This is a genomic window from Marinomonas sp. KMM3893 (assembly GCF_004352855.1).
In the GTDB taxonomy this organism is placed as follows: Bacteria; Pseudomonadota; Gammaproteobacteria; order Pseudomonadales; family Marinomonadaceae; genus Marinomonas; species Marinomonas arenicola.
This window is the reverse complement of sequence record NZ_SJSC01000001.1, coordinates 38,000-60,721: the sequence shown is the minus strand read 5'-3', so window position 1 is coordinate 60,721 and position 22,722 is coordinate 38,000. Positions and strand designations below refer to the sequence as shown.

Sequence of the window (22,722 nt, the reverse complement as noted above, 5' to 3'; positions counted from 1 at the left end):
GGCCAACTGCAACGGATCGCCATTGGCCATGTTTGGTTACTGCACGGACGTTGGCGTCTGTGTGAATAAATGACTGATTGCCTGCGCTAAGCTTGGGCTAATACGTTCACTTCTGAATAAATCCCATAATGGTTGTCGTGTTTCAGGATGCTGGCTAAGCTCACTGGAAACCTGTCTAAATGCCACATAAGCGTCATTTCGATGCGCCAGTTTCTCCATCACGATTCTCAATAGCTGGGGGTTCTTGGCTAGCCAATGGGGGCATTTCGCCGCCAGTGCTGCAATCGGATGTGTTTGCTCATCGGAGCATTCGTTGACGCTGCCCAATATGGCAAACAGCGGCAGCAATAACGCGTCGTCTAATTCTGAGCGCGACAAGGCACGAAGGTAGCTTGCTTGCATTAAACTGTCTTGCTCTTGAAGTAGCTTCTCAGTAATGGCAGAGATTAATTCATTTGGTAAGGTTTCGTGCTCGAGAGCATGGCAAAGCGCGCTGACTAATGGGGCTGGAGCCTGCTTGATGGCTTTTAGGATCAGCGTCGCAAAGTTTTCTTCATTCACCTTGACGGCCAATTCAGCGATGCCTTGTAGGCCAAGCTTTTGCCACTCATCTTGATCTTCTGTTAAGGCTGTATTGGTTAAATAGTCGATGACATCTTGAAAGTATACGGATCTTTCACCGTTTACATTGGTCGCAAGAATGGCGTGAAAACTGGCCATACGTTCTTGATCAGGTTTGAAAACATACGGGTTATCTTCGAGCGCCTCAGACAGTCCCGCGGCCTCGCCTTTGTGAAGGATTTTATCGACAATGGATTTAATAAAATGATCTCGAGTGCCTAGATTTAGGCAGCCTGCTTCGTCCAAAGGCAGTTTAATAAACCACACAACACCGGTGTCGCGGGCGTCTTTCTTTTGGCTGTCTTTGCTTTTTAAAAAACAAGCAAGCCAAGCGCATTGGCGAAAAGGAAAAGGATAGGCTTGTTGTTTTCGGTCAAATTGAATGACTTGTTGCGGTGTGATTTTTGTAATGTGGCGGCCAAGATCGTAAAAGGTGGCATCACAGCCAACCATATCAAAAAGATCGCAAAGCGATTCAATGTTTTTCATGGTAAATTACAGACTCATTTGAATTGTGTTAGCGCCTTTTAAAACGGCGATGATAAACGAAATATGGTGCCATATTACCGTTTTTTACAGGAGAAATCAGGTTGAATAGTCGGTTCGAAAAACATTATCTTCTGGCGGATAGGTTAATGGATTTGGAAATGGCGTTAAGAGAATGTGGCGCTTGGGAGTGTGATCCGCCGAGCGAAGAGGCGCTGGCGAGTGTGACGCCATTTTGTATTGATACCATGAGCTTTGCTCAGTGGCTGAGGTTTGTCATGATGGCGCGTTTTAAGCAGATGTTAGAGGAGGGCGCAGCCCTGCCGACACGGTGTCATATATCGCCGATGGCCGCGGACGCTTTTAGCGCTTACCCTGCCCATCATGTGGCCAATATTGTGGCTGCCTTGGATCGTATTGATGCGCATTTGAATGGCAAGAGCCAATAGATGTCGTCTCCTTATGTGAACGACTTACGGTGGCTGATGGAAGGTCACCTTATTGAAAGCGATCTTGATCTGTCGGTTTATTGGCATGGAGACTGGTCGCAGAGTTTGCAAGCCTTATCCGCTAACCCGCGTCCTCTTGAAGAGGCCGTAGCAGCCTGTAAATCTCACTTTTTAGGAAGTTACTTCGAGGTGTTGTTTTCGTTTGCGATACAGCATTTTTCAACCTTAAAGGTGCTTCTGGAGCATGAGCAAATAGTAGATCAAGGGAAAACCTTGGGCGAAGTGGATATGCTGGTGGAGACTCCTGACGGGGATTTATTGCAATTTGAAATTGCCATTAAGTTTTATTTGGAGCGTCCGGATCTTTATCCAGAGCATTGGATAGGGCCGAATAAAAATGACAGCCTACACAAGAAAGTATCGCGGGCTAGGGCGCATCAGCTGACGATTTTAGAGACAGATAGCGCGAAAAAACAATGCCAGTCAGTGATTAAAGGGCGACCGATTAGGCCCTGTTTATTGATTTATGGTCGCTTGTTTTTGTCTTTAAACGCAAGCAAGAACGCGTTGGGCTTGATGAATGATAGTGGCTTTGGCGGTTGGATTTATGCCTCAAATGCCCCCTCATTACTGACACAGTTTTCTTCTGTTAGGGCGGTAGAAAAGCCCCATTGGCTCTCTTTATCTGGATTCCAGAATGCTTATGAGGTCTTCAACACAGCGTGCATTAAACGCTGGCTTGAGGGCTTTAATAATGATTCTCGCCCACAGTACCTGTGTTTCTCCCAAGACGCTAAAAATATTCAGTCGACCACGAAATATAGTGTCTTTGTTGTTCCTGATACGTGGTAATCTAGTGCTCCAAACACGTCTTTTTATTGCAGTAGAATAATATCGAATGATAGAACGTCCTAATATATTAAGCCCTAAGATCAGTCAGTCCACTTGGGTTGTTGATATTGAGAGAGCTAGTATTTCATGGAGTAATAAAGAGGCTAAATGGTTATTTAGTCACTTTTTCAATGGCGACGACCTATCCTTGTTTAGCATTGACGAAAGCCTTTTACTTCGCCTCCAAAATTTCGCAAAAAGCCAACCAGATGGTGCCTCTTTGCAGTTTATATGGCCTTGTTCTGACACCGGACAAGAGCGTGTGAATTGCATTGGAACCTTGATTTCTCTAGGGGGAAACCATAAAGGGGTGTCCGTTAAGGTGCAGTCTTTAGCGGTGAATGATACCGCTGTGGTTGACCGTGTGTCTGGAATGACGTGCTCTTCTTTCGATATGGTTCAATGCTTTAATACCTTGCCTATGGCGGTTTTTGACGGCAAAGGCGTCAGTGTTGAAATGAACGATAGCTTTTCTTCGCGCTTTGGTCGCGTCGAAAAAATAGAAGAGCTGTTTGTGGTCTCAAGTGCAGCGCATAGCATGATAGATATGCTGTCGAACAAGTCATTGTTGACCCAAGAGATTCGTTTATCGACTCTGCGAGGGGTGCGCTGGCATCAAATAGAAGTGTGTTATCAAGCATCGAGCGATCGAGTGTTCTTTTTAGCGCACGATATTCAAGAAGAAAGGGACCATGAAATCGTCCTTTATAAATTGAATAATTACGATCCATTAACTCAATTGCCCAACCGCAACCTACTTTATAGTCAGCTTGAAAGGGCGTTGGTGAATGCGCGAAAAAGGGGCCTTAAATTTGGCGTTTTATCGCTGGATCTAGATGGTTTTAAAGTGGTTAATGACACCTTCAGCCATAGGGTTGGGGATGAATTAATCCAGCAAGTGGCGGAGCGGATTAAAAGCACAATTCCACAATCGGCGTGCTTATATCGCTTAGGCGGCGACGAGTTTGTGATTGTCCAAGAGCACGCAACAGGAATGGAAGAGTTGACAGCCATTGCTGACACCGTGATAAAGCATTCCATCAAGCCTTATCCTGTGTCTAAAATGGAAATGATGATTACCGCGAGCATTGGTATCACCTGCTACCCTGAGCATGGTGAAAGCATAGATAACCTACTTAAAAATGCCGATGCGGCTATGTATCGCGCAAAATCCATTTCACACAATTCCTACTGTATTTATGACGCCGCGATGGCCGATACCATCCGAGCGCACCTAACATTGGGTGGTGGTTTGCGTAAAGCCATAGAGGAAGAGCAGTTTGAGCTTTTTTACCAGCCTAAAATTCGTTTGTCTGATAAAGCCACGGTGGGGGCTGAAGCGCTGATCCGCTGGATGCATCCTGAACTTGGCATGATTAGTCCCGACCAATTTATTCCTTTGGCTGAAGAGAGTGGTTTGATTTTGCCATTGGGTGAATGGGTGATTCGACGTGCCTGTTATCAATTAAAAGAGTGGCGCGAACAGGGTTATCCTCCTATTAGTTTGTCGGTGAATTTATCGGGTCGACAGTTTATGCAGTCTGATCTGGTGGAAATGGTCAGTCAGATTTTAGAAGAAACCGGTGTTGATTCACATTACCTAGAGTTAGAATTAACCGAAAGTATGTTGATGGCGGATGCTCAGCAAACCATCGAAAAACTGCATGCTTTTAGAGCATTAGGTTTAACCTTATCCATTGATGATTTTGGTACTGGGTATTCGTCTTTGGCGTATCTCAAAAAATTCCCTATCCAAACGCTAAAAATAGACCGTTCTTTTGTGAATGATTTAGGTTTTGATAATGACGATGATGCCATTGTCAAAGCGACCATAGCGATGGCCAATAGCTTGAATTTAAAAGTGATCGCCGAAGGGGTCGAAAATCACTCCCAAGTAGAGGTGCTAAATGGCTATAATTGCGAAGAAGTGCAAGGCTACTTTTTTGCTCGACCGATGAATAATAGTGATTTTTCTGTCTATATGGACAGCCATTTGATGGGGCAAACAACGCTGTTAGCGGTACATTAATTGGCAATATTCTGTATCGAATCTGAAAAATACCCATCTATTTTTGCGCTTTTGTTTCTCTCGGCGCGAGTTAACTTGTTTATAGAGGGATATCCTCATAAACTAAACACAAAATTATCTTCAGCGGAAACATTGTGCCAACGTTTGAACACCTTTCCTGCCCGATTGATAAACAACCACTGAGCTCACAAGAGCGCAGTTTGGTTTGTTCCAATGGGCACTCTTTTGACATTGCCAAATCTGGTTATATCAACTTATTACCTGTCCAAAATAAACGCTCCAAAGACCCTGGTGACAGTAAGGAAATGGTGTCTTACCGACAGTCTTTTCTGAATCTTGATCACTATTTCCCCATCGTAAAACATATTATCGATCAATGGCCTAGCGCCCTTATTGATAGCTCACCTTGCCGTGTATTAGACGCCGGTTGTGGTGAAGGCTACTACTTACACCATTTGGCTGCTGAATTTGCCAAGCGCAATGTTGCCTTGCAGAGAGTGGGGTTAGACATTTCCAAGTGGGCGGTCACCGCCGCCAGCAAGCGCGATAAAGATGCGACCTGGATTGTGGGCAGTAATGCCAGTTTACCGATGCCGAATGATTGTTTGGATGTGGTGTTGTGTTTATTTGGCTTTCCGGTCTTTAGTGAGTTTGCTCGCACCCTGTCTGATAAGGGCTACCTGCTTCTTGTAGAATCAGGGGCGGATCATTTATTGGAATTGCGTCAGATCTTATACCCGAGTATTCACCCTTATAAAGCGACCCACAGTGACGGTATTGAAGGCTTTGAATTGATCAATGAAAGTTCTCTTCATTATCCATTCAGATTGGACTCTCAAGAGGAAATACAGCATCTTTTATGCATGACACCGCATATACACAAAGCCTCCTATGATGGCAAAGAAGCGGTAAAACAATTGAACACCATTAATTTAACTGCACATGTAAATTTTCGTTGGTATCAAAAGACGACAGAGGAAGATCATAATGCCAAATAGTTTGAGTCATCTTTTTCAGAAAAACAGAGAGTGGGCTGAAAAAGTAAACAGTGAAGATCCAGATTTCTTTGAAACGCTGTCCAAGCAGCAAAGACCAGAATATTTATGGATTGGCTGTGCGGACAGTCGTGTACCGGCGAACCAAATTGTTGATTTAATGCCAGGTGAAGTGTTTGTTCACCGCAATATCGCCAACGTCGTTGTGCATACGGACCTGAACTGTTTGTCCGTTATTCAATTTGCTGTGGATGTGTTGAAAGTGAAGCACATCATGGTAGTAGGGCATTACGGCTGTGGTGGTATTAAAGCGGCAATGGACGCGGATGAGCACGGCTTGATTGATAACTGGCTGCGCCATATTAAAGACGTGTACCGTCTGCATAAGAAAGAAGTCGACGGCATTGAAGACGATCATCAGCGTTTTGATCGCATGTGTGAGCTTAATGTGATGGAGCAGGTGTCTCATGTTTCGCAAAGTAGCATAGTTCAAAATGCGTGGAAAAATGGTCAAGACCTGCACGTTCACGGTTGGTGTTACAGCATTAATAATGGTCATATTACCGACCTTGATGTAACGGCGTCGTCTTTAGAAGATGCGGAAAGAAAACTCAATGAGCTTTAATTTCTGATGGCTCAGTAGAGCGATGAGAAGACACAAAAAAACGAGCCAAGCGCTCGTTTTTTTGTGTCGTACAGTGAACGGATCTGGTTTATAGGCTATTGTTTTCAGCAATTGCCCGAGCACAGCCCGCAATCGTGGATCGTAACCAGATGTGGCCAGGATCGTGTTGCAGCAGAGGGCTCCACAGCATTTTCAGTTCAACTGGCGGAATTTCAAACGGTGGCGGCAGGACGATGACATTATTATTGCCTTCCATCAATTTTGTCGCCAAAGACGGTAAGGTAGCGATCAGGCCTAGTTGCTCTGTTGCTCGCATCGCCACATTGTAGTTTCGCGTAAACAAGCGAATGTTTCGCTTATGCCCAAGATCGGCTAATGAACTGTCGACCCAGCCCAGCTTTTGCACTTCTTCTGGTTGAATACCAACACCAACACCAAAGCCTGTTTTACTGACCCACACGTGAGGGGAAGCAAGGTAGGTTTCTAGGGTGAAGTTTTTCGCAATGTCTGAATTCGCTGGCACCAAACAAGAGAAGCGATCTACCCAGACGGATTTTTGGTGAAACGACTGAGGCAGTGTTTCAAAGCGGTTAATCACCAAATCGACCTTGCCCTTTTCGACATCGTGAAAACTGACATCGCTAGGGTTCATGACGTCTAAAATCACGCTAGGCGCGTCGCTTTGCAGCTTTTTCATTAGGGGAGGGATCAGAGTGGCTTCGGCGTAATCACTGGCCATGATGCGAAACACACGGGAGCTGGATTCGGCTTCGAAGTTTTGACCAAGGTGCAGTACTTCATCAACAGATTGCAAGATCCGCTGAACGCGAGGTTGCAGCTGAATAGAGAGCGCCGTTGGCATCATGCCATCGCTAGTACGAACCAATAATGGATCGTGAAATAGATCTCTTAATCGTCGTAGGCCATTACTCATGGCAGGCTGGGTAATACCTAATTGGTTTGCTGCGTGAGTAACGTTTTGTTCTCGTAACAGGGAGTCTAAATAACGAAGTAAGTTGAGATCTATTTTATCTAACTGCATAAGGGGCTCATGTCGATTAGCATTGGGCTGCATCATACTGCATTTTCCCAATGATTAGAACGATGAACCCCAATATTAGCGTTAGTTTGCGGTGGTTCTGCTTAGTTGCTCAATGACTTCATAGCAGGCTCCCATGGTATGGTAATCGGTTTTTCCGGCTGGGCTTTTGCAATCGTCATAGGCGCGATTGTCTTGATGCAAAATTCGGAACCAAGCCCCAAATTTATGATCAATCATGTGGTCCCAGCTGTATTGCCAAAGTGCCTCATAGCGTTCCCAATAAAGCGCGTCCTTTGTTTCCAACGCCAGCATGGCCGCCGCGGCAAATGACTCAGCTTGTACCCAAAAGTACTTATCGCCGTCACAGACTTCGCCTTCAGGGTTGTAGCCGTAGCACAGGCCACCGTTGTCGGCATCCCAAGATTGAGACCAAGCGTGTTCAAAGAGAGACACGGCCTTTGGCACGAGCCAGTCTTGTGGTTTGCGTTGTTGAATAAGCAGCAACAATTTGGACCATTCCGTTTGGTGTCCTGGCTGGAACCCCCAAGGACGGAACAGGTTTTTAGGGTCTTCTTTGTTGTATTCCCAGTCAATTTCCCACTGCGTGGTGTAGTGCTCCCAGATTTGGCCTTGGCCTAGTGCGGCTTGGCGTTGGCAAATATTTTGCGCCAGTAGCAAGGCGCGATCTAGGTAGTGTGACTCTTGAGTGGCATCAAAAGCGGCAATAAGGGCTTCGCAGCTGTGCATATTGGCATTTTGTCCACGATACTCAGAGACAGTCTGCCAATCAGCGGAAATTTCGTCTTTGTACAATTCGAACTTGGCGTCCCAAAAATGCTTTTCCATTAGTTCGAAGGTTTCAGCAATCCACGGCTTGGCTTCTTCAACACCCGCTTTATAAGCAATGGAGTAGGCGAGTAGTACAAACGCCAAACCATAGCAGTGGTTTGTTTCGTCTAGGTTTTCGTCTTTATTGAGCAGCCAAACATAGCCACCGTTGTCGCGTTTATGGCGCTCGCGCAGATACGCTAAACCGTGTCGTGTGGCGTCTAAATATTCGCTTTTACCTTCGTTAAGGTAGGCTTTCGCGTAGTTGAATACAAAGCGAGTGCTGCTGACTAGATGGCGGGTGTCACGATCGTAAATGTCGCCATTGTCTTTGAAAAACTGGAAGAAACCACCTTCAGGATCGATGCAGTTTGGATGGTAGAAGTCCATCGTCGACTTAATGTGCTGATCTAAGAAAGCGGTTGAGCGGAAGTCTGGAGATTGGCTCATAGGGTTTTCCTTGCGGTATGGTGTATTAATGGTTTTTTGTTGTTAGGTGTCTGTGGATCAATATAAAAGAATACCATGGCATACTAGCGCCTTTTAGTATTAAATCAATTAGATTTAATAAAAAGAAATCGCTAGTTTACAGCCTTCATAGCAGAGCAGTCACGTATGAAATCGTCGGGTAGCACCTCAGAACAAAGTCGTATTTACAATGAACGTATCATTCTTCAATTAGTTCGCCAAACACCGGGCGTGTCGCGAAGTAACATTGCGCAGCAAACAGGGCTAAGCGCGCAGACCATTTCTGTTATTACCTCTTCACTTCTTGAGCGTGATTTGTTGAAAATTGATGGCAAAGTAAGGGGTCGTCGAGGCCAACCATCAGTGCAATTAAGTTTGAATCATCAAGGGGCTTATGGGCTTGGCATTAATGTAGACCGTGATCGTATTAGCGCAGCCTTGCTTGATTTTAGTGGTCATTGTGTTGTTTCTCTTGAGCAGCAAGTGTCCTTTCCAACAGAGCAAATGGCGAAAGAGATTGCCCAAACATTGCTTAGCGAAGTGAAAGTACGCTTGCAAGGTGATTGGGCGAAAGTACAAGGGGTTGGTCTAGCGAAACCAGATTATATGGATGCCTGGCTTGATTCGTTGGTGACGGACGCTGAGCAGCGCTCTGATCTGGCAGGATTACAGGCCGAGTTAACCTATTGGCAATCGTCTGCCTTTGAAACATGGCTTTCAGAGCAAACCGGTTTGCCTTGCTACACAGAAAATGACGCCGTGGCAGCGGCCACCAGCGAGCTTTTGTTTGCTTCGACAGCACCACGAAAGCACTTCTTCTATTTGTTTGTCAGTATTGCCTGTGGTGGCAGTGTGGTGGCGGATGGAGAGTGTTACACAGGGGCGCACGGTAAAGCGGGCAGCTTTGGGTTGATTCCTACTGCAACCGGAAAACATGGGCGCTGGATATTAGAAGCGTTATCGGTTTCCTCCTTAACGCGTTACTTTGCACTGCACTCGTTGGCGTGGCCGGAGCTTGCTGGAGACTGGCAGCGACAGGAATACCGACAAATGATTGATCAGTGGTCGCAAGAAGTGGCGTTTGAGATTCAGCCAGCCTTGAGTGCTGTGATTGCCTTATATGACCCAGAAGCCATAGTGATCGGTGGGCGCTTGCCGAATGTAGTACAGTCGATGCTGATTGGTGCCGTGCAGAAAATCTTGGCGCAGCAGAGTGTGTTGCCAGTACCGGATATTTGTTCGGCCCATGCAGATGATGCCGCCGTGACACTCGGGGCGGCGGTATTGCCACTTTACGAAACCTTCGCGCCACAACGAGAGTTGTTATTATTGGCTTCTTCTCAGTCAACCAAGCAGTCACTATGACGTCATTCATCGGCTTGTTTATCAGGGGCAGATCATGAGATTAGAAATACAGTGTGAAGACAGAATCGGTATGGTGCGAGAAGTGCTGGATCTGTTTGTCCCCCACCAGATAGACATCCGATTAATTGAAGCAGACACCAAAAACCATTGTGTCTATTGTGGTTTTCCTGATATTGAGTTTGCAAAGTTGCAGCAATTGCTGGGTGAACTGCGTCGCTTAGACGGGGTAAAAGACGTAAAACGGGTGGTGTTTACGCCTTCCGAGCGAGAGCACAATGCGCTGTATACCTTATTAGAAGCCCTGCCAGACGGCGTGATTGCCGTGGATTTGAAGGGCACCATTACCATGGCAACGGACCTTGCGGCACAAGACTTAGGCGTGCCCATCGCAGAATTGCTCTATCGTCCTTTGCAGCAGTTTATTAAAGGGGTGAGTTTTGCCAAGGTGACTTGGGATGACATAGTGAATGGGGTGAGTAAGCGCATTCGCATCCGTAACAAAGCCCTATTGCTGGAAATGAAGCCTATTTTTGTGCCCGATGAATGTGGCAAATCAAACCCTGCGGGCAGCGTTATTCATTTAAAATCGCAAGCGCGATTGAATCGTCAGGCGGCTAATTTCAAGCAGGCTCCCAATGCCGAGAGCGATCTGGCGCAATATTTTCACGCCGAAGTGAGTCAAAGTGTGGCAATGCAAAATATGTTGCAGCGCGCAAAAGCCTTTGTGAATCGAATAGAGCCTTTGCTTATTGAAGGGGAGGCAGGCACTGGCAAGCGAGATTTGGTGCAAGCCCTGTTTCAACACTGGCAAGGGCTTCAATTCGACCAATCGGGGCAACTTATTATTCGTCATGCTCGCGATATCGGCGTAGCGGATGTGAAGAAGTTAGGCCACTTTAATGGTTGGCTGGTGATTGAAGAAATAGAGTATCTGCCTGCGGATACTCAGGTGGCGCTGGCAAATTGGTTAACACGAAGGCCAGAATTTTCGACAAGTTTTGAATCTCTATGTCGGGTGGTGTCGTTAACAACCCACTCAGAATCAAGACTGACGGCAGAACATGGGTTAAATAAGACCTTGTACTTCGCGCTATCGAGTTTATTTTTACGCGTGCCCTCTGTTAGAGAGCGACGTGAAGATTTGGCTGGTTTGATTCGTCAAACCTTGCTTGCGTATACCGAGCGCTACGGTGTGATCTTGCCAACCATATCAAAAGGCGCCTTGCTGAAACTGTCGCTTTATTCTTGGCCGGGTAATCTGAAAGAGCTGCAAAATGTGTGTCTGCAGACATTGAGTTTGAACAAAAAAGAATGGCAGCCAGAAGATATTAGTTTGCCAAAAGACGATGAGGCGCGGCCTTTGGTGTTAGTGGAAGATTCATTAGAGAAAACGATGAAGCAGTTTGAGGCGGCTTTGCTTAAAACACTGTATCCCAAGCACCCAAGTACCAGACGGCTGGCGAAAGCGGTTGGCGTCAGTCACAGCGCGATTGCTAATAAGCTGAAAGAATACGGTATTGGTTGAGTCGTGCGCATAAAAAAGCCACCTATCAAATGATCAGTGGCTTAGTTTAGTTAAGAGCAAGTCTTAATATGGGCGACGGTGAGCGGGCGCTTTCTTACGAGGTGTTTCACGCTCAATTTTAATCGGTTGCAATTTCACCTTTGGTTGAGAGGCGATCTTTTGAATATTGCTTGCTAGCACGGCGATAACAGCACAAGCAGCAACAAATAGTAAAAATTCAAACATAGTGTCTCTCCAAACTTATTCTTCTTGAGCCTATCATGAGCCATTATAAGGACAGGGTAAAGGCCATTTTAGTGTATTTAAGTAAATGGGGGTGCTTTTCTATATCACAAGCCTTATGGGCTTTTTAGTCCCATTATGGGCGCTTTCCTTCCTTAAAAGTGACTGAGAAAGGTGAATGCCTTACAGGTCGTACCGTTTTCGTAGATAACGGGCGACGCCATCTTCATCATGATGACCAATAACATCCGTCGCCGCCTCTTTTACGTGATCCAAGGCGTTTTGCGTGGCAAAAGCCTCGTCGGATGTATCAAACATAGACAGGTCGTTGTCGCCATCGCCAAATACGATCACTCGTTCGGCACCCATTTCTGCTTTTAGTTCCATTAAAGAGGAACCTTTGCAGGCATTGCTATGGTGAATGTCGAGCCAATAGGCATCAGGTGTGTAAATCCCGCCACCTGAATAGGCGGTTAAGTGGGTGTGCTGCTGGCAGGAAGCCACTAAGCTTTCAACCAGTTCTGGTTTGCCCATGGCGCTGATGTTGGTGATAACCGCATGAGGGGACAATTCCTCAATGGGGTGTAGACTCAGTAGGTCATGTGACCCTAGCTCGTTAGCAATGTGGTCGCTCAAGTTTCCATTTAAAGGGGCATGATAGACTTTATGGGAGCCATCTTGATCCAGACAAAAAACAAACGGCGTCACCTCATGATCGGCAAAAGCCAAGAGGGTCTCTGTGATCAGATCTGGGGTTAGAAAGTTACGATGGCGATAAGAATTGTCACTCGGGTTCCACCATTCCACGCCATTTTTAAATATCTGCCAATGGGGGAAATCGTGGCCTGCGATGCACGCTTTTGCAGCAAAATGGGTTCTTCCAGTGGCGACCGTATAGGCAATGCCTGCCGCATCTAAACGCCTTAGTGTGTCACAAGTGTATTCTGAAAGACGCTGCTGACGGTTTAATAAGGTGCCGTCTAAATCAAATGCTAATAAGTCCATAACTACCTCACCCTTAAGTCGGCATAACACTAGCGTACTTTGTCTTACTAAGGAAGTGATAAGAAGGAGAGGACAAAGCAGACTAATCTAGATCGACTAGTCTGCTTTTTTATTAGGCTTTCTTGGTAAGGGCAGGCGATTGAAATTGAATGCCTTTCCAGCCAGAGATCATAAACTGGCGAATGTTTTGATGGTCATTGGCATCGGGGTTTTCCAACACATCCACACGGTAAAAGTTGCCGAACAAGTGCAGTGTTTCTTCTTCGTTAAGCTGCTGTAAGGCGGCAAATGAAAATATTTTGCAGGAACCGTTGTTTTCATTGATGCCATTGTTTTGTTGGCCATTCGAAAACGCAGTCGGCGTAAAATCATACTCGGCTTCGATAACACCGATAACCTCTTTAAATTGAACGTCTTGTGGCGTGCTTTTTAGTGTTGCTACTAGAGTGTCGCTGTTTAGCATGGAATCTCCATTATGGGTGATCAAAAAATACGATCAAGGTTGAGTGAAAAGGGGCATAAATGACCAAAAACGTTAATGTTTGTTTTCATCGGGCTCAAATTTATGCGTGACAAATTGGTAAGTGACAAAAGAAAGAATGCCACACAGAGCCATGATTAGGAGCATGGGGGTGGCTGTGCCTGTATGGAATAGGCTCACGGCCACACCGCTTAATGCTCCTGAAGAAAAACGAAAGGAACCGGCGAGCGCGGCCACGCTGCCATTATGATTGCCGGCGTTACGCATTGCGCCCGCCATAAAACCACCGCCCAATATGCCCATTGTTCCCATGAAAAAGATGCAGCTAATAACAATGAAGGGAAACGCCGGTTGATTGAAGCAGCCGATGATAATCATGCTAATAGAAGCGCATAGCAAAATAGCAATGGCGTATTTGGTGAGCGTATCAACCCCCAGCTTTTCCACGAGACGGCTATTGATGGTGGTGGCCGTCATCATGCCGATGACATTGAGCGCAAAAATAAAGCCAAAATGAGACGGTTGAATGCCATACAATTCGATGTAGACATAAGAAGAGCCCGTGATAAAACACATCATGCCAGCAAAGTGGAAGGAACCTGCTGCAATGTACCCCATGACCGCTGGGTTTTTAAGTAAGGTATAGTAGTTGGCTAACGCCCCGCTTAAGGACAGTTTTTTACGGTGATCCTTGTGCAGGGTTTCAGGAATGGTTCTGATAAACAAAACGGCGCCAATTGCGGCAATCAAAGCCAGAAAAACGAAGATGAAATGCCAATTTAAAAACACCAAAATCGCCCCCCCTATAATAGGAGCAGCAAGCGGTGCCAGTGACATGGTAAGCATCACCATGGACATGGCTTTGGCGAACTGGTTGGTGGACATTTTGTCTTTGACCAGCGCCGGAATGCTGACGGCAACCGCGGCGCCACCAACGGCTTGAATGGCACGCCCCAGGATCAGCATGTCGTAATTTGGTGCACAAGCGCAGATAACACTGCCTAGAAAAAAAAGACCAAGACCGCTTAACACGACTTTGCGACGCCCAATGGCATCAGAAATCGGGCCAAAGAAGAGCTGCAAGACAGCAAACACAATCAAATACATGCTAAGGGTCATTTGTACCAACCCAATGTCAGTATTTAAGTCCTTTGCAATCGAAGGAATACTCGGTAAATAGGCGTCTATGGCAAGCGGTGTTAAGCCGGATAATAAGCCAAGTACAAGAATGATAGGAAAAGTCAGCTTCATATAGGCGCAACAAAGTATGGGGTTAGTGACTCAAGGCGAATTGGTTAAAATACGTCAAGCAAAGGTTTAATAATTATAATCACTTATTCGCATCTAATGCTCTTGAATTGTGCAAACACTAGGAAAGCCGACGGATTATTTCTTTCCTGCTGCGCTTTACAAAGGGGCTTTCGGTATGATTCGCTCATCCATCATTGAGTCTAGGTCACGCTTTCTCGCTAATCTGCGATAGCGCCCTTGATATAAAGGTTTGTAGACGATTTTCTGATTACTAAGGAATGTTATGTTACGGTTTTTCGAACGCTGGATAGAGGCTTATCCTACGACTGAGCCAGCGCAGGCGCCCAATACGCTGTATGCGTTTTGCCGATACTATTCAAAAGGCGTTGAAGTCCCTTTAATTCTGATGTCATTGCTGACCGCTTTGATTGCCATGCTGGAAGTGACCCTATTCAGTTTTATGGGTCAGCTGGTGGATTGGTTGGTGACAAAAGACCCTACGACCTTTTTATCAGAAGAAGGCGGACGCTTACTTGGCATGGCATTAATCGTATTGTTAGTGATGCCTTTGGTCACATTTTTACACTCCGCCATTATTCATCAAACCTTGTTGGGCAATTACCCAATGCGCATTCGCTGGTTGGCGCACCGCTATGTTCTCAAGCAAAGTGTCACGTTTTTCCAAGACGATTTTGCGGGTCGCGTTGCCACCAAAGTGATGCAAACCTCATTGGCTGTGCGCGAAAGCGTGATGAAGCTGCTGGATGTGTTGGTTTATATCGTCGTCTATTTTGCTTCCATGTTGGTGCTGATTGCTAAAGCCGACTATCGATTGATGCTGCCAATGTTGGTGTGGTTGGGCATTTACATCGCCCTGCAATTTTATTTCGTACCAAAGTTGAAGCGTGTGTCCACCAAGCAGGCCGACGCTCGCTCCACCATGACAGGCCGCATTGTGGACAGTTACACTAACGTTTCCACGGTAAAGCTGTTTTCTCACACTCAGCGTGAAGCCAGTTACGCCAAAGAAGGCATGGATGGCTTTTTAAAAACGGTACACCAACAAATGCGTTTGGTGACTGGGCTCAATGTTGGCGTTCAAGTGTGTAACTATTTGCTGGCGTTTAGTGTGGCTGGGGTCGCCATTTTGTTGTGGACCTACGGGCAGATTAGCGTGGGGGCGATTGCCATAGCGGTGAGTTTGTCGTTGCGTGTAAATGGCATGGCGCAGTGGATCATGTGGGAAGTCAGTGCCTTGTTTGAAAACATTGGTATGGTGACGGATGGCATGAAAACACTTTCCAAACCACTGCAAATTCAGGATAAAAAAGGCGCTCAACCATTAACAGTGAAGCAAGGCGATATTCGCTTTGAACAAGTGCATTTTCACTATGGCCGACAAGACAGTAAAGTGATTGAAAACCTGAGCTTGGCCATCAAGGCGGGCGAGAAAATCGGTGTGGTAGGTCGCTCTGGGGCGGGTAAATCGACGATTGTTAATTTGTTGATGCGTTTTCATGACATCGAATCGGGTCGTATTTTGATCGACGGTCAAGACATCAGCCAAGTTCAACAAGACACCTTGCGCGCGAATATAGGAATGGTGACTCAAGATACTTCCTTGTTGCACCGCACGGTACGCGACAATTTACTTTATGGGCGTCCCGATGCCAGCGAAGAAGACATGATCGCCGCAGCGAAGAAAGCCGAAGCCCATGAGTTTATTCAAACTCTGACAGACCCTTATGGCAACAGAGGATACGATGCCATGGTAGGGGAGCGGGGGATTAAATTATCGGGTGGTCAGCGCCAGCGCATTGCCATCGCTCGTGTACTACTAAAAGACGCCCCCTTGCTTATTTTAGACGAGGCCACGTCGGCGCTTGATTCCGAAGTTGAAGCGGCCATTCAAGAAAGTTTGTATCGTCTAATGGAAGGCAAAACCGTGATTGCGATCGCGCACCGATTGTCGACGATTGCGGCGATGGACCGTTTGATCGTACTGGATAAAGGCGTTATTGCAGAACAAGGCACTCACGATGAGCTGATTCAGCAAGGCGGTATTTATGCCAAACTGTGGGCCCATCAAACAGGCGGATTTTTAGCCGAAGACATCAGTCTATAACGAGACTTTAGTTTACAGCGAGAGAGTGGCATGACGTATTTGATCTTATGTTTGGCGATTTTGTGTGAAGTGTTCGCGACCACCGCATTGAAGGCGTCAGACTCCTTTTCTCGTTTGGCGCCGAGTTGTGTTGCAGTGATTGGTTATGCGGTGTCTTTGTACCTGCTGACCATCGTCATGCGCTCCATGCCAACGGGCATAACCTATGCCATTTGGTCTGGCTTAGGCGTTGTGTTGATTTCTCTGTTTGGTTACTGGTTTGCCAACGAGAAACTGGACTTGGCGGCTTGGCTGGGCATGTCGATGATTGTCGCCGGTGTGGTGGTGATTAATGTGTTTTCAAAAACCGTTAGCCATTAGCTATTAGCCATAGGTCACAGCAGGCGAAAAAAAACACGGCACCGGCCGTGTTTTTTTGTTTTATTCCGCTTGGGTCACTTTGACCTTGCCTTTCTTATTGGCCAACCACAAAAATTGATAAGGCATTAGGGTCACCTTAGCCAGATGGTCTTCATAGACTTGATCGGTGACCAAGTCAGTCCAATCGTCTGTGGCAATTAAATTAAGCTCAGACAGGTTAAAGTTTTGTGGCTGATCGGTCATGTTGTAGACCGCAAACAGGCTTTGTCGACGATCCAAACTTTGGCGCCAAAAAGCGAACAAATTGTCTCCCATGTGCAATATATATTGCGTGGCGTTGGGGTGGAAGGCGGTTTGCGCTCGGCGAATTTGTGTTAAGCGTGATATCCCTTGAAACACTTTTTGATGGTGGGTTGGTGTGTTTAACACGTGTTCTAGATCGTCCATTTTCCAAATATGACGATTAATAGAACGAAATTGGCCAGTATTGTCTACTCGCTCGTTGTCGTTTTCGGTGGCAAAGAAGCTGTGAATGTAAAACGCCGGAACCCCTTCCAATGCCATCATCACACCGGCTGCACACATAAAACGCGCAAATTGCCACTGATCCGGCCCTTGCTGTACCGAACCGGCCAACGCGTTCCACAAGCTGATGTTGATTTCATACGGCTTGGCATCACCTTGTGGTGTGGTGCGCGAGCTGAGGCGACCGCCAAAGCGTTTCATGGTGTTGATCAGAGTATCTAGCTCCCATTCAGACAGAAGTCCTTCAGTAGGGCGCAATCCAATGCCGTCGTGAGACGCGATGAAATTCAGGTACGTGGTGCCTTGTTGTGCAGGCGGCATAGACATAAGCCATTGTTTTAAATGCGTACAATTGCCTGTGATCAGGCTGTTGATGAGCAATGGCGGCAAAGAAAAGTTGTAAATAAGGTGCGCTTCGTTGGCGTTGCCAAAATAGGTAAGATTTTCTTGGTTCGGAATATTGGTTTCAGTGATGATCACGGAATCCGGCGCATAATGTTCGATCATAAGGCGCAGTAAGCGAATCATTTCGTGGGTCTGTGGCAAATTGATGCTAGGCGTGCCGGGAATTTTCCAAAGAAAAGCCACCGCATCGAGACGAAACCAGCGAATGCCTTTTTCGAGGTATAAGCGAATGATGCGCAGAAACTCCAATAACACATCCGGATTTTCAAAATTCAAATCAACTTGGTCATGACTAAAGGTACACCAGACGTGTTTTTCGCCATTTTTGGTTTGTACTTCTCGTAACAAAGGGGAGGTTCTGGGGCGGACTACCGCGCTTAAATCGGCATTAGGATCGGCTTCGTAAAAAAACGAAGCGCCTGGATCAACCCCTGCTTTGTAGTTTTCAAACCACATGCTGCGACTTGAACAATGGTTAATCACCAGATCGCCCATCACTTTAAAGTCTTTAGCAATGTTGGAAATATGCTGCCAGCGCCCTGATGCTGGGTTCACCGTGGTGTAATCCATCACGCTAAAACCATCGTCTGAACTGTAGGGGAAAAAGGGCAATAAATGCACCGCAGAAATGCTGTCAGCCAACTTGCTTTTGACAAACTTTTGCAAGGTTTCTAACGGCGCTTCTCCTTCAGAACGTAAGGTGTCCGCGTAGGTGATGAGCATGATGTCAGATTGGTCCCATAAATTACGGTGCGGTCGCGGCGACTCCGTTTTTGGGTCCAGATTGAAGGTGTTGAGGCAGGTGCGAGCAAGTTCGCTGGCGTCGACATTGGGATACAGCGTTTGCAAATGGCTCATTAGCCGTTGTTCTAAATGCGATGGGGCAATGTTTTCCATGACAACCTACCTGTACTTTTTTTGAAAAGAGTCCCACAGCCCATTTTTAATGGGCTGTGGCTTTAGTAAATCGTCGACCTTGTTAAGAGATCGACGTCGTAAATAGACCGTTATTGTGGGCCAAATTCATTCATGTCTTGTTCAACCGCGACCGCCAGCTGTTTCATCACGCCAGGAAAAGCGCTCACAACACGGTTCCAGCTAGGAATAAACGGCGCTTCCATCGGGTTAGCAAGGTACATTTCGCCCGCTTTCATGATGTTGCCAGCGAACAATTCAACCGCTTGTTCTTCCAAATGGACATCCAATCTCAGGCCATTAATTTCAGCGTCATTACGGTATGTTTCAATGAAATCCAAGGCGACTCGGTAGTAGGTGGCTTTGATGGTTCTGAAGGTCTCTTGGTTGAAAATAATGCCGTTGGTCGCCAATTTTCGGAAAATGGCTTTGGTGATGTCGATGGACATTTTGGATAGCCCACCATCGTCGTTTTCTGCGGACAGCTCTTGGTGTTTATGGTCGTAAACGTCGGCAATGTCGACTTGGCATAAGCGATTGTTTGAATAGTTGCGCTGCATTTCACTTAACACGCCAATCTCTAGCCCCCAATCGCTTGGAATGCGAATGTCTGTCATCACATCGCGTCGAAAAGAGAACTCGCCCGCTAACGGGTAGCGGTAGCTGTCGAGGTAATCTAAATACTCTAGATTGCCGAAGACTTTTTTCAAGGAATAAAGTAAAGGTGTTACTAACAAACGGCTGACACGACCATTCATCTTGCCGTTGGCCGTACGCGCATAGAAGCCTTTACAAAACTCATAGTTAAATCTTGGGTTGGCGACGGGGTAAATTAATCGTGCCAGTAACTCTCTATCGTAAGTGACTATGTCACAGTCGTGCATGGCGATGGATTCTGCTTTACCAGCGGCCAAGTTGTAGCCCATACAGAACCAAACGTTGCGACCTTTGCCCGGGGCGCTCGGTGAAAGGTGCTCACCTTTTAACACGCTATCAATGGCGCGTAGGCGCGGGCCATCATTCCATAACACCTTGTGCTTTTGCGGCAACACACTGAAAAACTCCAATGCGTGACGGTATTGCTCTTCGGTCGCACGGTCTAGCCCAATGATGATTTCTTCTAAATAAGTGACTTTTTTAAGATGCTCAATAATGTTTGGCATCGCATCGGTTTCTAATTCAGAATACAAGCAAGGCAAAATAAGGGACATAGGTCGAGTTTTAGCAAACTCGCACAATTCTTTCTCCATTTCTTCAAGTGGACGGTGCGCTAAATTGTGCAATGTGGTGATAATGCCGTTTTGGTAAAAATCGCCCATAATATTTCTCCTAATGTCGTTGTGCCGCTGTGGGACACAAGCGTCGTTATTGTTGTCTTAAGTCGGTTATGTCTAAAATCGTTACTGTCCTGTCTTTGTTTTTTCGCTGAAATACGCCAGCTTACCTACAGAATGCCTTGTTTTATCAGTACCTTATCAATGGCTTGCGCCCAGCCTTCGGGGCCATAGCCATCGGTTAACCAAGCGTCATGGCGATAGGGCACTTCCGGTGGCGCGTGGACAGGGGAGCGAATCACCACTGGAATATCCGCTTTGCTGAGCATGCCAACGTCATTGTCACCGTCCCCTAAAGCCATGGTGGTAACCGCTTCTTGGAAATGGGTCTCGTAACGGGCACTTAGCCACAACATGGCGCGGGCTTTGTCGCAGTCGATGCCCATTAAATGAATAAAGCGTCCGCCTTTTTGAAGTTGAACACCTTGTGGCTCAAGGGCTTGTTTGAGAGTGTTGAGGGCAATGTTCGAATCTTGCCAGACCATGGGCTCGGTGAATTCCCGCTGCATGGCGAGTTGCGCATTGGCTTCGGAGAGTCCGGTTAAATCGACGATGTTTTGCGTCTGCATGTCGCAGAAACTTTGAAAACGGTAGTGTGTTTTGTATTCGCTGATTAAGTCGATCAGGGTTTGGCGCTTTGGGCCGAAGGATTTAAGCCAATAGTCTCCATGATCTTCCATTGACGCATCGACAGGTAATCCAAGGTGCTTGGGAATATAAACGGCGGCCCCGTTCTCAACGATAAATGGGTCTTGATGATTAAGTTCGTTTCGTAATTGGGTGAGTTCAGCGTAGGTTTTGCTGGTGTTTAAAATACAAGGGATAGTAAAAGTCTTGAGCGCTTGAAAAGCCTGTAACGCAGGCTGAAAACTGTAAGTGTGATGGTCAAGTAAGGTGCCATCAAGATCTGAAAATACTAAAAGACGAGTCATCAGTGTGGGATCTATTCAAAGGCGCAAAAGGCGATGGTATGCTTCGCGACGGTTAAATGATCTTGTACCTCCTAATTAGCGGTGCAACTTACAGGGTCTATTGTTCGTTGCTGTTTCACTCAAACTATCCGGTGAAAGATTATTCACTGATCTTGCAAAACTGGTGCCAGTCAGTGAAAGTACGCTCTCATCAGAGTTCCTTCTTGAGCTCCTGCTTTTACACTAACGCTTTAATTGAACAAACGTATGACAATGAATTTAAAACTGACTTTTTCTACTTTTTTGGCGTTAGTCGCCTTCGCGGCAAACTCTATTTTATGCCGTCTGGCATTGGTGCAAGATGACTCTGGGGGATTGATTGATCCAACCTCTTTTACCTTGGTTAGACTGGTAAGTGGTGCCTTAATGCTGCTGATTTTATGCCTGCTTTATCGGGACAATCGTGACACGGCAGAGGCCCCATCTCGACTCAAACAAGTGTGGCAATCTGGTAGCTGGTCCTCGGCAACGGCGCTGTTTATTTACGCGTTGGGTTTTTCCTACGCCTATGTGTCATTGGCCACAGGGGTTGGTGCGCTCATTTTGTTTGGGGCTGTGCAGATCACCTTGATTTTATTGTCTTTTATAAACGGGCATCGCATGAAATGGCTAGAATGGCTGGGGCTCGCGGTGGCCTTTTCTGGCTTTGTGTATTTGGTGTTGCCGACGCTCTCCACACCGTCTGCGGTCGGCTTTGTGCTAATGGCATTTGCCGGTATGGCTTGGGGAATTTATACCTGGCATGGCAAAAAAGTCAGCAAGGCGTTGTTTGCAACAACCTCTAACTTTATTCGAACCTTGCCACTGTTATTGATAGCACTGGTTTTTGTCGGCTTTCAGTTGGACATCACGTTAAAAGGGTTTTGGTTGGCGGTCGCTTCTGGTGCGCTTATGTCTGGCATGGGTTACGCCATCTGGTATGCGGTGTTGGCGCACATGAGTGCGTCTGTGGCGGCCGTTTTACAACTTTTGGTGCCAATACTGGCAACCTTGGGTGGCGTCATATTTGCGAATGAAGCCGTTACCTTGCACTTGATTCTAGCGTCGGCCGCGGTATTAGGCGGTGTGTTGATCGTCTTGATTGGTAAGAGAAAATAGAATCATGCGCACCTTTATTGTGCGTTCTTTTGTTTTTGCGCCAATTTAGACGCGTATTCTGCATCAGAATTGTCTTTTAACGGGCGTGGTTTGAAGGTGTTTTTGAGCGCGGGGTGGCCGCGTTTGTTGATCTAAAAAAAAGAGAAGCGATGGGGCGCTTCTCTTTTTTTGGTCTTCTGTTTTTGGTCTTCTGTATTGGCTTCTGGTTACTGATCTTCGCAAAGCGCAGCGTAAGCAACGGTAAAAGCGCCTTCTTGGAACGCTTTAAGGCCCGTTGATTTAAAAGGCACTGGGAAAGGATTGTCTTTTACAACTTCTTTTACTTTGACGCCAGTTAATAGCTCAACATCGACGGTGTCGATCAGCTGAATACAGGCTTCGATTTTGAATCCGACCGCACCGCCAGCAAATTTCCCCTTGGTAGGGCGTTCGCGAATGATCACGCGGGAGACTTTGTAATCCTCAAACAGTTTCTTAAGCATAAATTGAAATTTACGCACGCTTTCACTGTCGTTTGAGTTGCTTAAGGTGTGACGCACTTGGCGGCAATCGGCAATTTGAAAAAGGCCGTCTTGTTTAGATAGCAGGCAAAGAATGACTTCGCTGCCTTTGATTTCGATACCACAAGTATTCATAACTTGTTCCTGTCATAGGGAATTTGTTGAATTATCGCATAGATTGATGAAATACGTGGAGTAAAAAACGC

21 protein-coding genes are annotated in these 22,722 nt (G+C 46.4%); 10 read left to right on the top strand and 11 right to left on the bottom strand.

What is annotated here, in order from left to right; translation table 11 throughout:
- Positions 1-36 precede the first annotated feature (36 nt).
- Entirely contained in the window at positions 37-1,110 is a 1,074-nt protein-coding gene (locus E0D71_RS00290; RefSeq protein ID WP_133001311.1) for a DUF3549 family protein, read from the bottom strand.
- 146 nt (positions 1,111-1,256) lie between these two features.
- Here E0D71_RS00290 and E0D71_RS00285 point away from each other — a divergent pair, with 146 nt between their 5' ends.
- From E0D71_RS00285 to can, 5 genes are all read left to right on the top strand, one after another.
- On the top strand, positions 1,257-1,556 hold the full coding sequence (locus E0D71_RS00285; RefSeq protein WP_133001310.1) for a YqcC family protein: 300 nt from the start codon (positions 1,257-1,259) through the stop codon (positions 1,554-1,556).
- Positions 1,557-2,408, top strand: coding sequence for a DUF1853 family protein (locus E0D71_RS00280; RefSeq protein WP_133001309.1), 852 nt, complete (start codon positions 1,557-1,559; stop codon positions 2,406-2,408).
- Positions 2,409-2,454: 46 nt separating this feature from the next.
- A complete protein-coding gene (locus E0D71_RS00275) occupies positions 2,455-4,476 on the top strand; it encodes an EAL domain-containing protein (RefSeq protein WP_133001308.1) in 2,022 nt (673 codons plus the stop codon).
- A gap of 134 nt (positions 4,477-4,610) precedes the next feature.
- Positions 4,611-5,474, top strand: coding sequence for a putative RNA methyltransferase (locus tag E0D71_RS00270; protein WP_133001307.1), 864 nt, complete (start codon positions 4,611-4,613; stop codon positions 5,472-5,474).
- Entirely contained in the window at positions 5,464-6,096 is a 633-nt protein-coding gene (gene can / locus E0D71_RS00265; protein ID WP_133001306.1) for a carbonate dehydratase, read from the top strand. The genes E0D71_RS00270 and can overlap by 11 nt, the downstream gene beginning before the upstream one ends.
- Positions 6,097-6,184: 88 nt before the next feature.
- On the opposite strand, the gene E0D71_RS00260 is transcribed toward can, so the two are convergent.
- Positions 6,185-7,138: a LysR family transcriptional regulator gene (locus tag E0D71_RS00260; RefSeq protein ID WP_133001305.1), complete on the bottom strand. Its 954-nt coding sequence runs from the start codon at positions 7,136-7,138 to the stop codon at positions 6,185-6,187.
- Between the two features lie 81 nt (positions 7,139-7,219).
- The gene (locus E0D71_RS00255; RefSeq protein WP_133001304.1) at positions 7,220-8,416 is read right to left on the bottom strand and encodes an AGE family epimerase/isomerase; all 1,197 of its coding nucleotides are present in this window, start codon (positions 8,414-8,416) and stop codon (positions 7,220-7,222) included.
- A gap of 165 nt (positions 8,417-8,581) precedes the next feature.
- Here E0D71_RS00255 and E0D71_RS00250 point away from each other — a divergent pair, with 165 nt between their 5' ends.
- Positions 8,582-9,799, top strand: a complete 1,218-nt coding sequence (locus tag E0D71_RS00250; protein ID WP_133001303.1) for an ROK family transcriptional regulator — start codon at positions 8,582-8,584, stop codon at positions 9,797-9,799.
- Positions 9,800-9,833: 34 nt separating this feature from the next.
- The gene (locus E0D71_RS00245; RefSeq protein WP_133001302.1) at positions 9,834-11,324 is read left to right on the top strand and encodes a TyrR/PhhR family helix-turn-helix DNA-binding protein; all 1,491 of its coding nucleotides are present in this window, start codon (positions 9,834-9,836) and stop codon (positions 11,322-11,324) included.
- Positions 11,325-11,387: 63 nt separating this feature from the next.
- Here the strand turns inward: E0D71_RS00245 and E0D71_RS17365 are convergent, their stop codons facing one another.
- The 4 genes from E0D71_RS17365 to E0D71_RS00230 all read right to left on the bottom strand — a co-directional run bounded on the left by E0D71_RS17365 (position 11,388) and on the right by E0D71_RS00230 (position 14,283).
- Positions 11,388-11,549, bottom strand: a complete 162-nt coding sequence (locus tag E0D71_RS17365) for a hypothetical protein (RefSeq protein ID WP_165942932.1) — start codon at positions 11,547-11,549, stop codon at positions 11,388-11,390.
- 180 nt (positions 11,550-11,729) lie between these two features.
- On the bottom strand, positions 11,730-12,551 hold the full coding sequence (locus E0D71_RS00240; RefSeq protein WP_133001301.1) for an HAD family hydrolase: 822 nt from the start codon (positions 12,549-12,551) through the stop codon (positions 11,730-11,732).
- Between the two features lie 112 nt (positions 12,552-12,663).
- Positions 12,664-13,014 (bottom strand): HopJ type III effector protein, encoded by a 351-nt coding sequence (locus E0D71_RS00235; protein ID WP_133001300.1) that lies wholly within the window; start codon positions 13,012-13,014, stop codon positions 12,664-12,666.
- 72 nt (positions 13,015-13,086) lie between these two features.
- A complete protein-coding gene (locus tag E0D71_RS00230; protein WP_133001299.1) occupies positions 13,087-14,283 on the bottom strand; it encodes a Bcr/CflA family multidrug efflux MFS transporter in 1,197 nt (398 codons plus the stop codon).
- Positions 14,284-14,566: 283 nt separating this feature from the next.
- On the opposite strand from E0D71_RS00230, the gene E0D71_RS00225 reads away from it, so the two are divergent.
- Together E0D71_RS00225 and E0D71_RS00220 are read left to right on the top strand one after the other, a co-directional pair.
- A complete protein-coding gene (locus tag E0D71_RS00225; RefSeq protein WP_133001298.1) occupies positions 14,567-16,408 on the top strand; it encodes an ABC transporter ATP-binding protein in 1,842 nt (613 codons plus the stop codon).
- Between the two features lie 30 nt (positions 16,409-16,438).
- On the top strand, positions 16,439-16,768 hold the full coding sequence (locus tag E0D71_RS00220; RefSeq protein ID WP_133001297.1) for a multidrug efflux SMR transporter: 330 nt from the start codon (positions 16,439-16,441) through the stop codon (positions 16,766-16,768).
- Between the two features lie 60 nt (positions 16,769-16,828).
- Here E0D71_RS00220 and E0D71_RS00215 read toward each other — a convergent pair whose 3' ends face one another.
- The 3 genes from E0D71_RS00215 to E0D71_RS00205 form a co-directional block, all read right to left on the bottom strand.
- Positions 16,829-18,595 carry an alpha-amylase family glycosyl hydrolase gene (locus E0D71_RS00215; RefSeq protein WP_133001296.1) on the bottom strand — a complete coding sequence of 589 codons (1,767 nt, stop codon included), beginning with the start codon at positions 18,593-18,595 and terminating at the stop codon, positions 16,829-16,831.
- A 110-nt stretch (positions 18,596-18,705) separates the two neighbouring features.
- Positions 18,706-19,932 carry a glycosyl transferase gene (locus tag E0D71_RS00210; protein WP_133001295.1) on the bottom strand — a complete coding sequence of 409 codons (1,227 nt, stop codon included), beginning with the start codon at positions 19,930-19,932 and terminating at the stop codon, positions 18,706-18,708.
- Between the two features lie 125 nt (positions 19,933-20,057).
- Positions 20,058-20,879 (bottom strand): HAD-IIB family hydrolase, encoded by an 822-nt coding sequence (locus E0D71_RS00205; RefSeq protein WP_133001294.1) that lies wholly within the window; start codon positions 20,877-20,879, stop codon positions 20,058-20,060.
- Positions 20,880-21,125: 246 nt separating this feature from the next.
- Between E0D71_RS00205 and E0D71_RS00200 the strand changes: the two genes are divergently transcribed.
- On the top strand, positions 21,126-22,016 hold the full coding sequence (locus E0D71_RS00200) for a DMT family transporter (RefSeq protein WP_207923299.1): 891 nt from the start codon (positions 21,126-21,128) through the stop codon (positions 22,014-22,016).
- Positions 22,017-22,222: 206 nt separating this feature from the next.
- Here the strand turns inward: E0D71_RS00200 and E0D71_RS00195 are convergent, their stop codons facing one another.
- Positions 22,223-22,651, bottom strand: a complete 429-nt coding sequence (locus tag E0D71_RS00195; RefSeq protein WP_133001293.1) for a DUF3010 family protein — start codon at positions 22,649-22,651, stop codon at positions 22,223-22,225.
- Positions 22,652-22,722 lie beyond the last annotated feature (71 nt).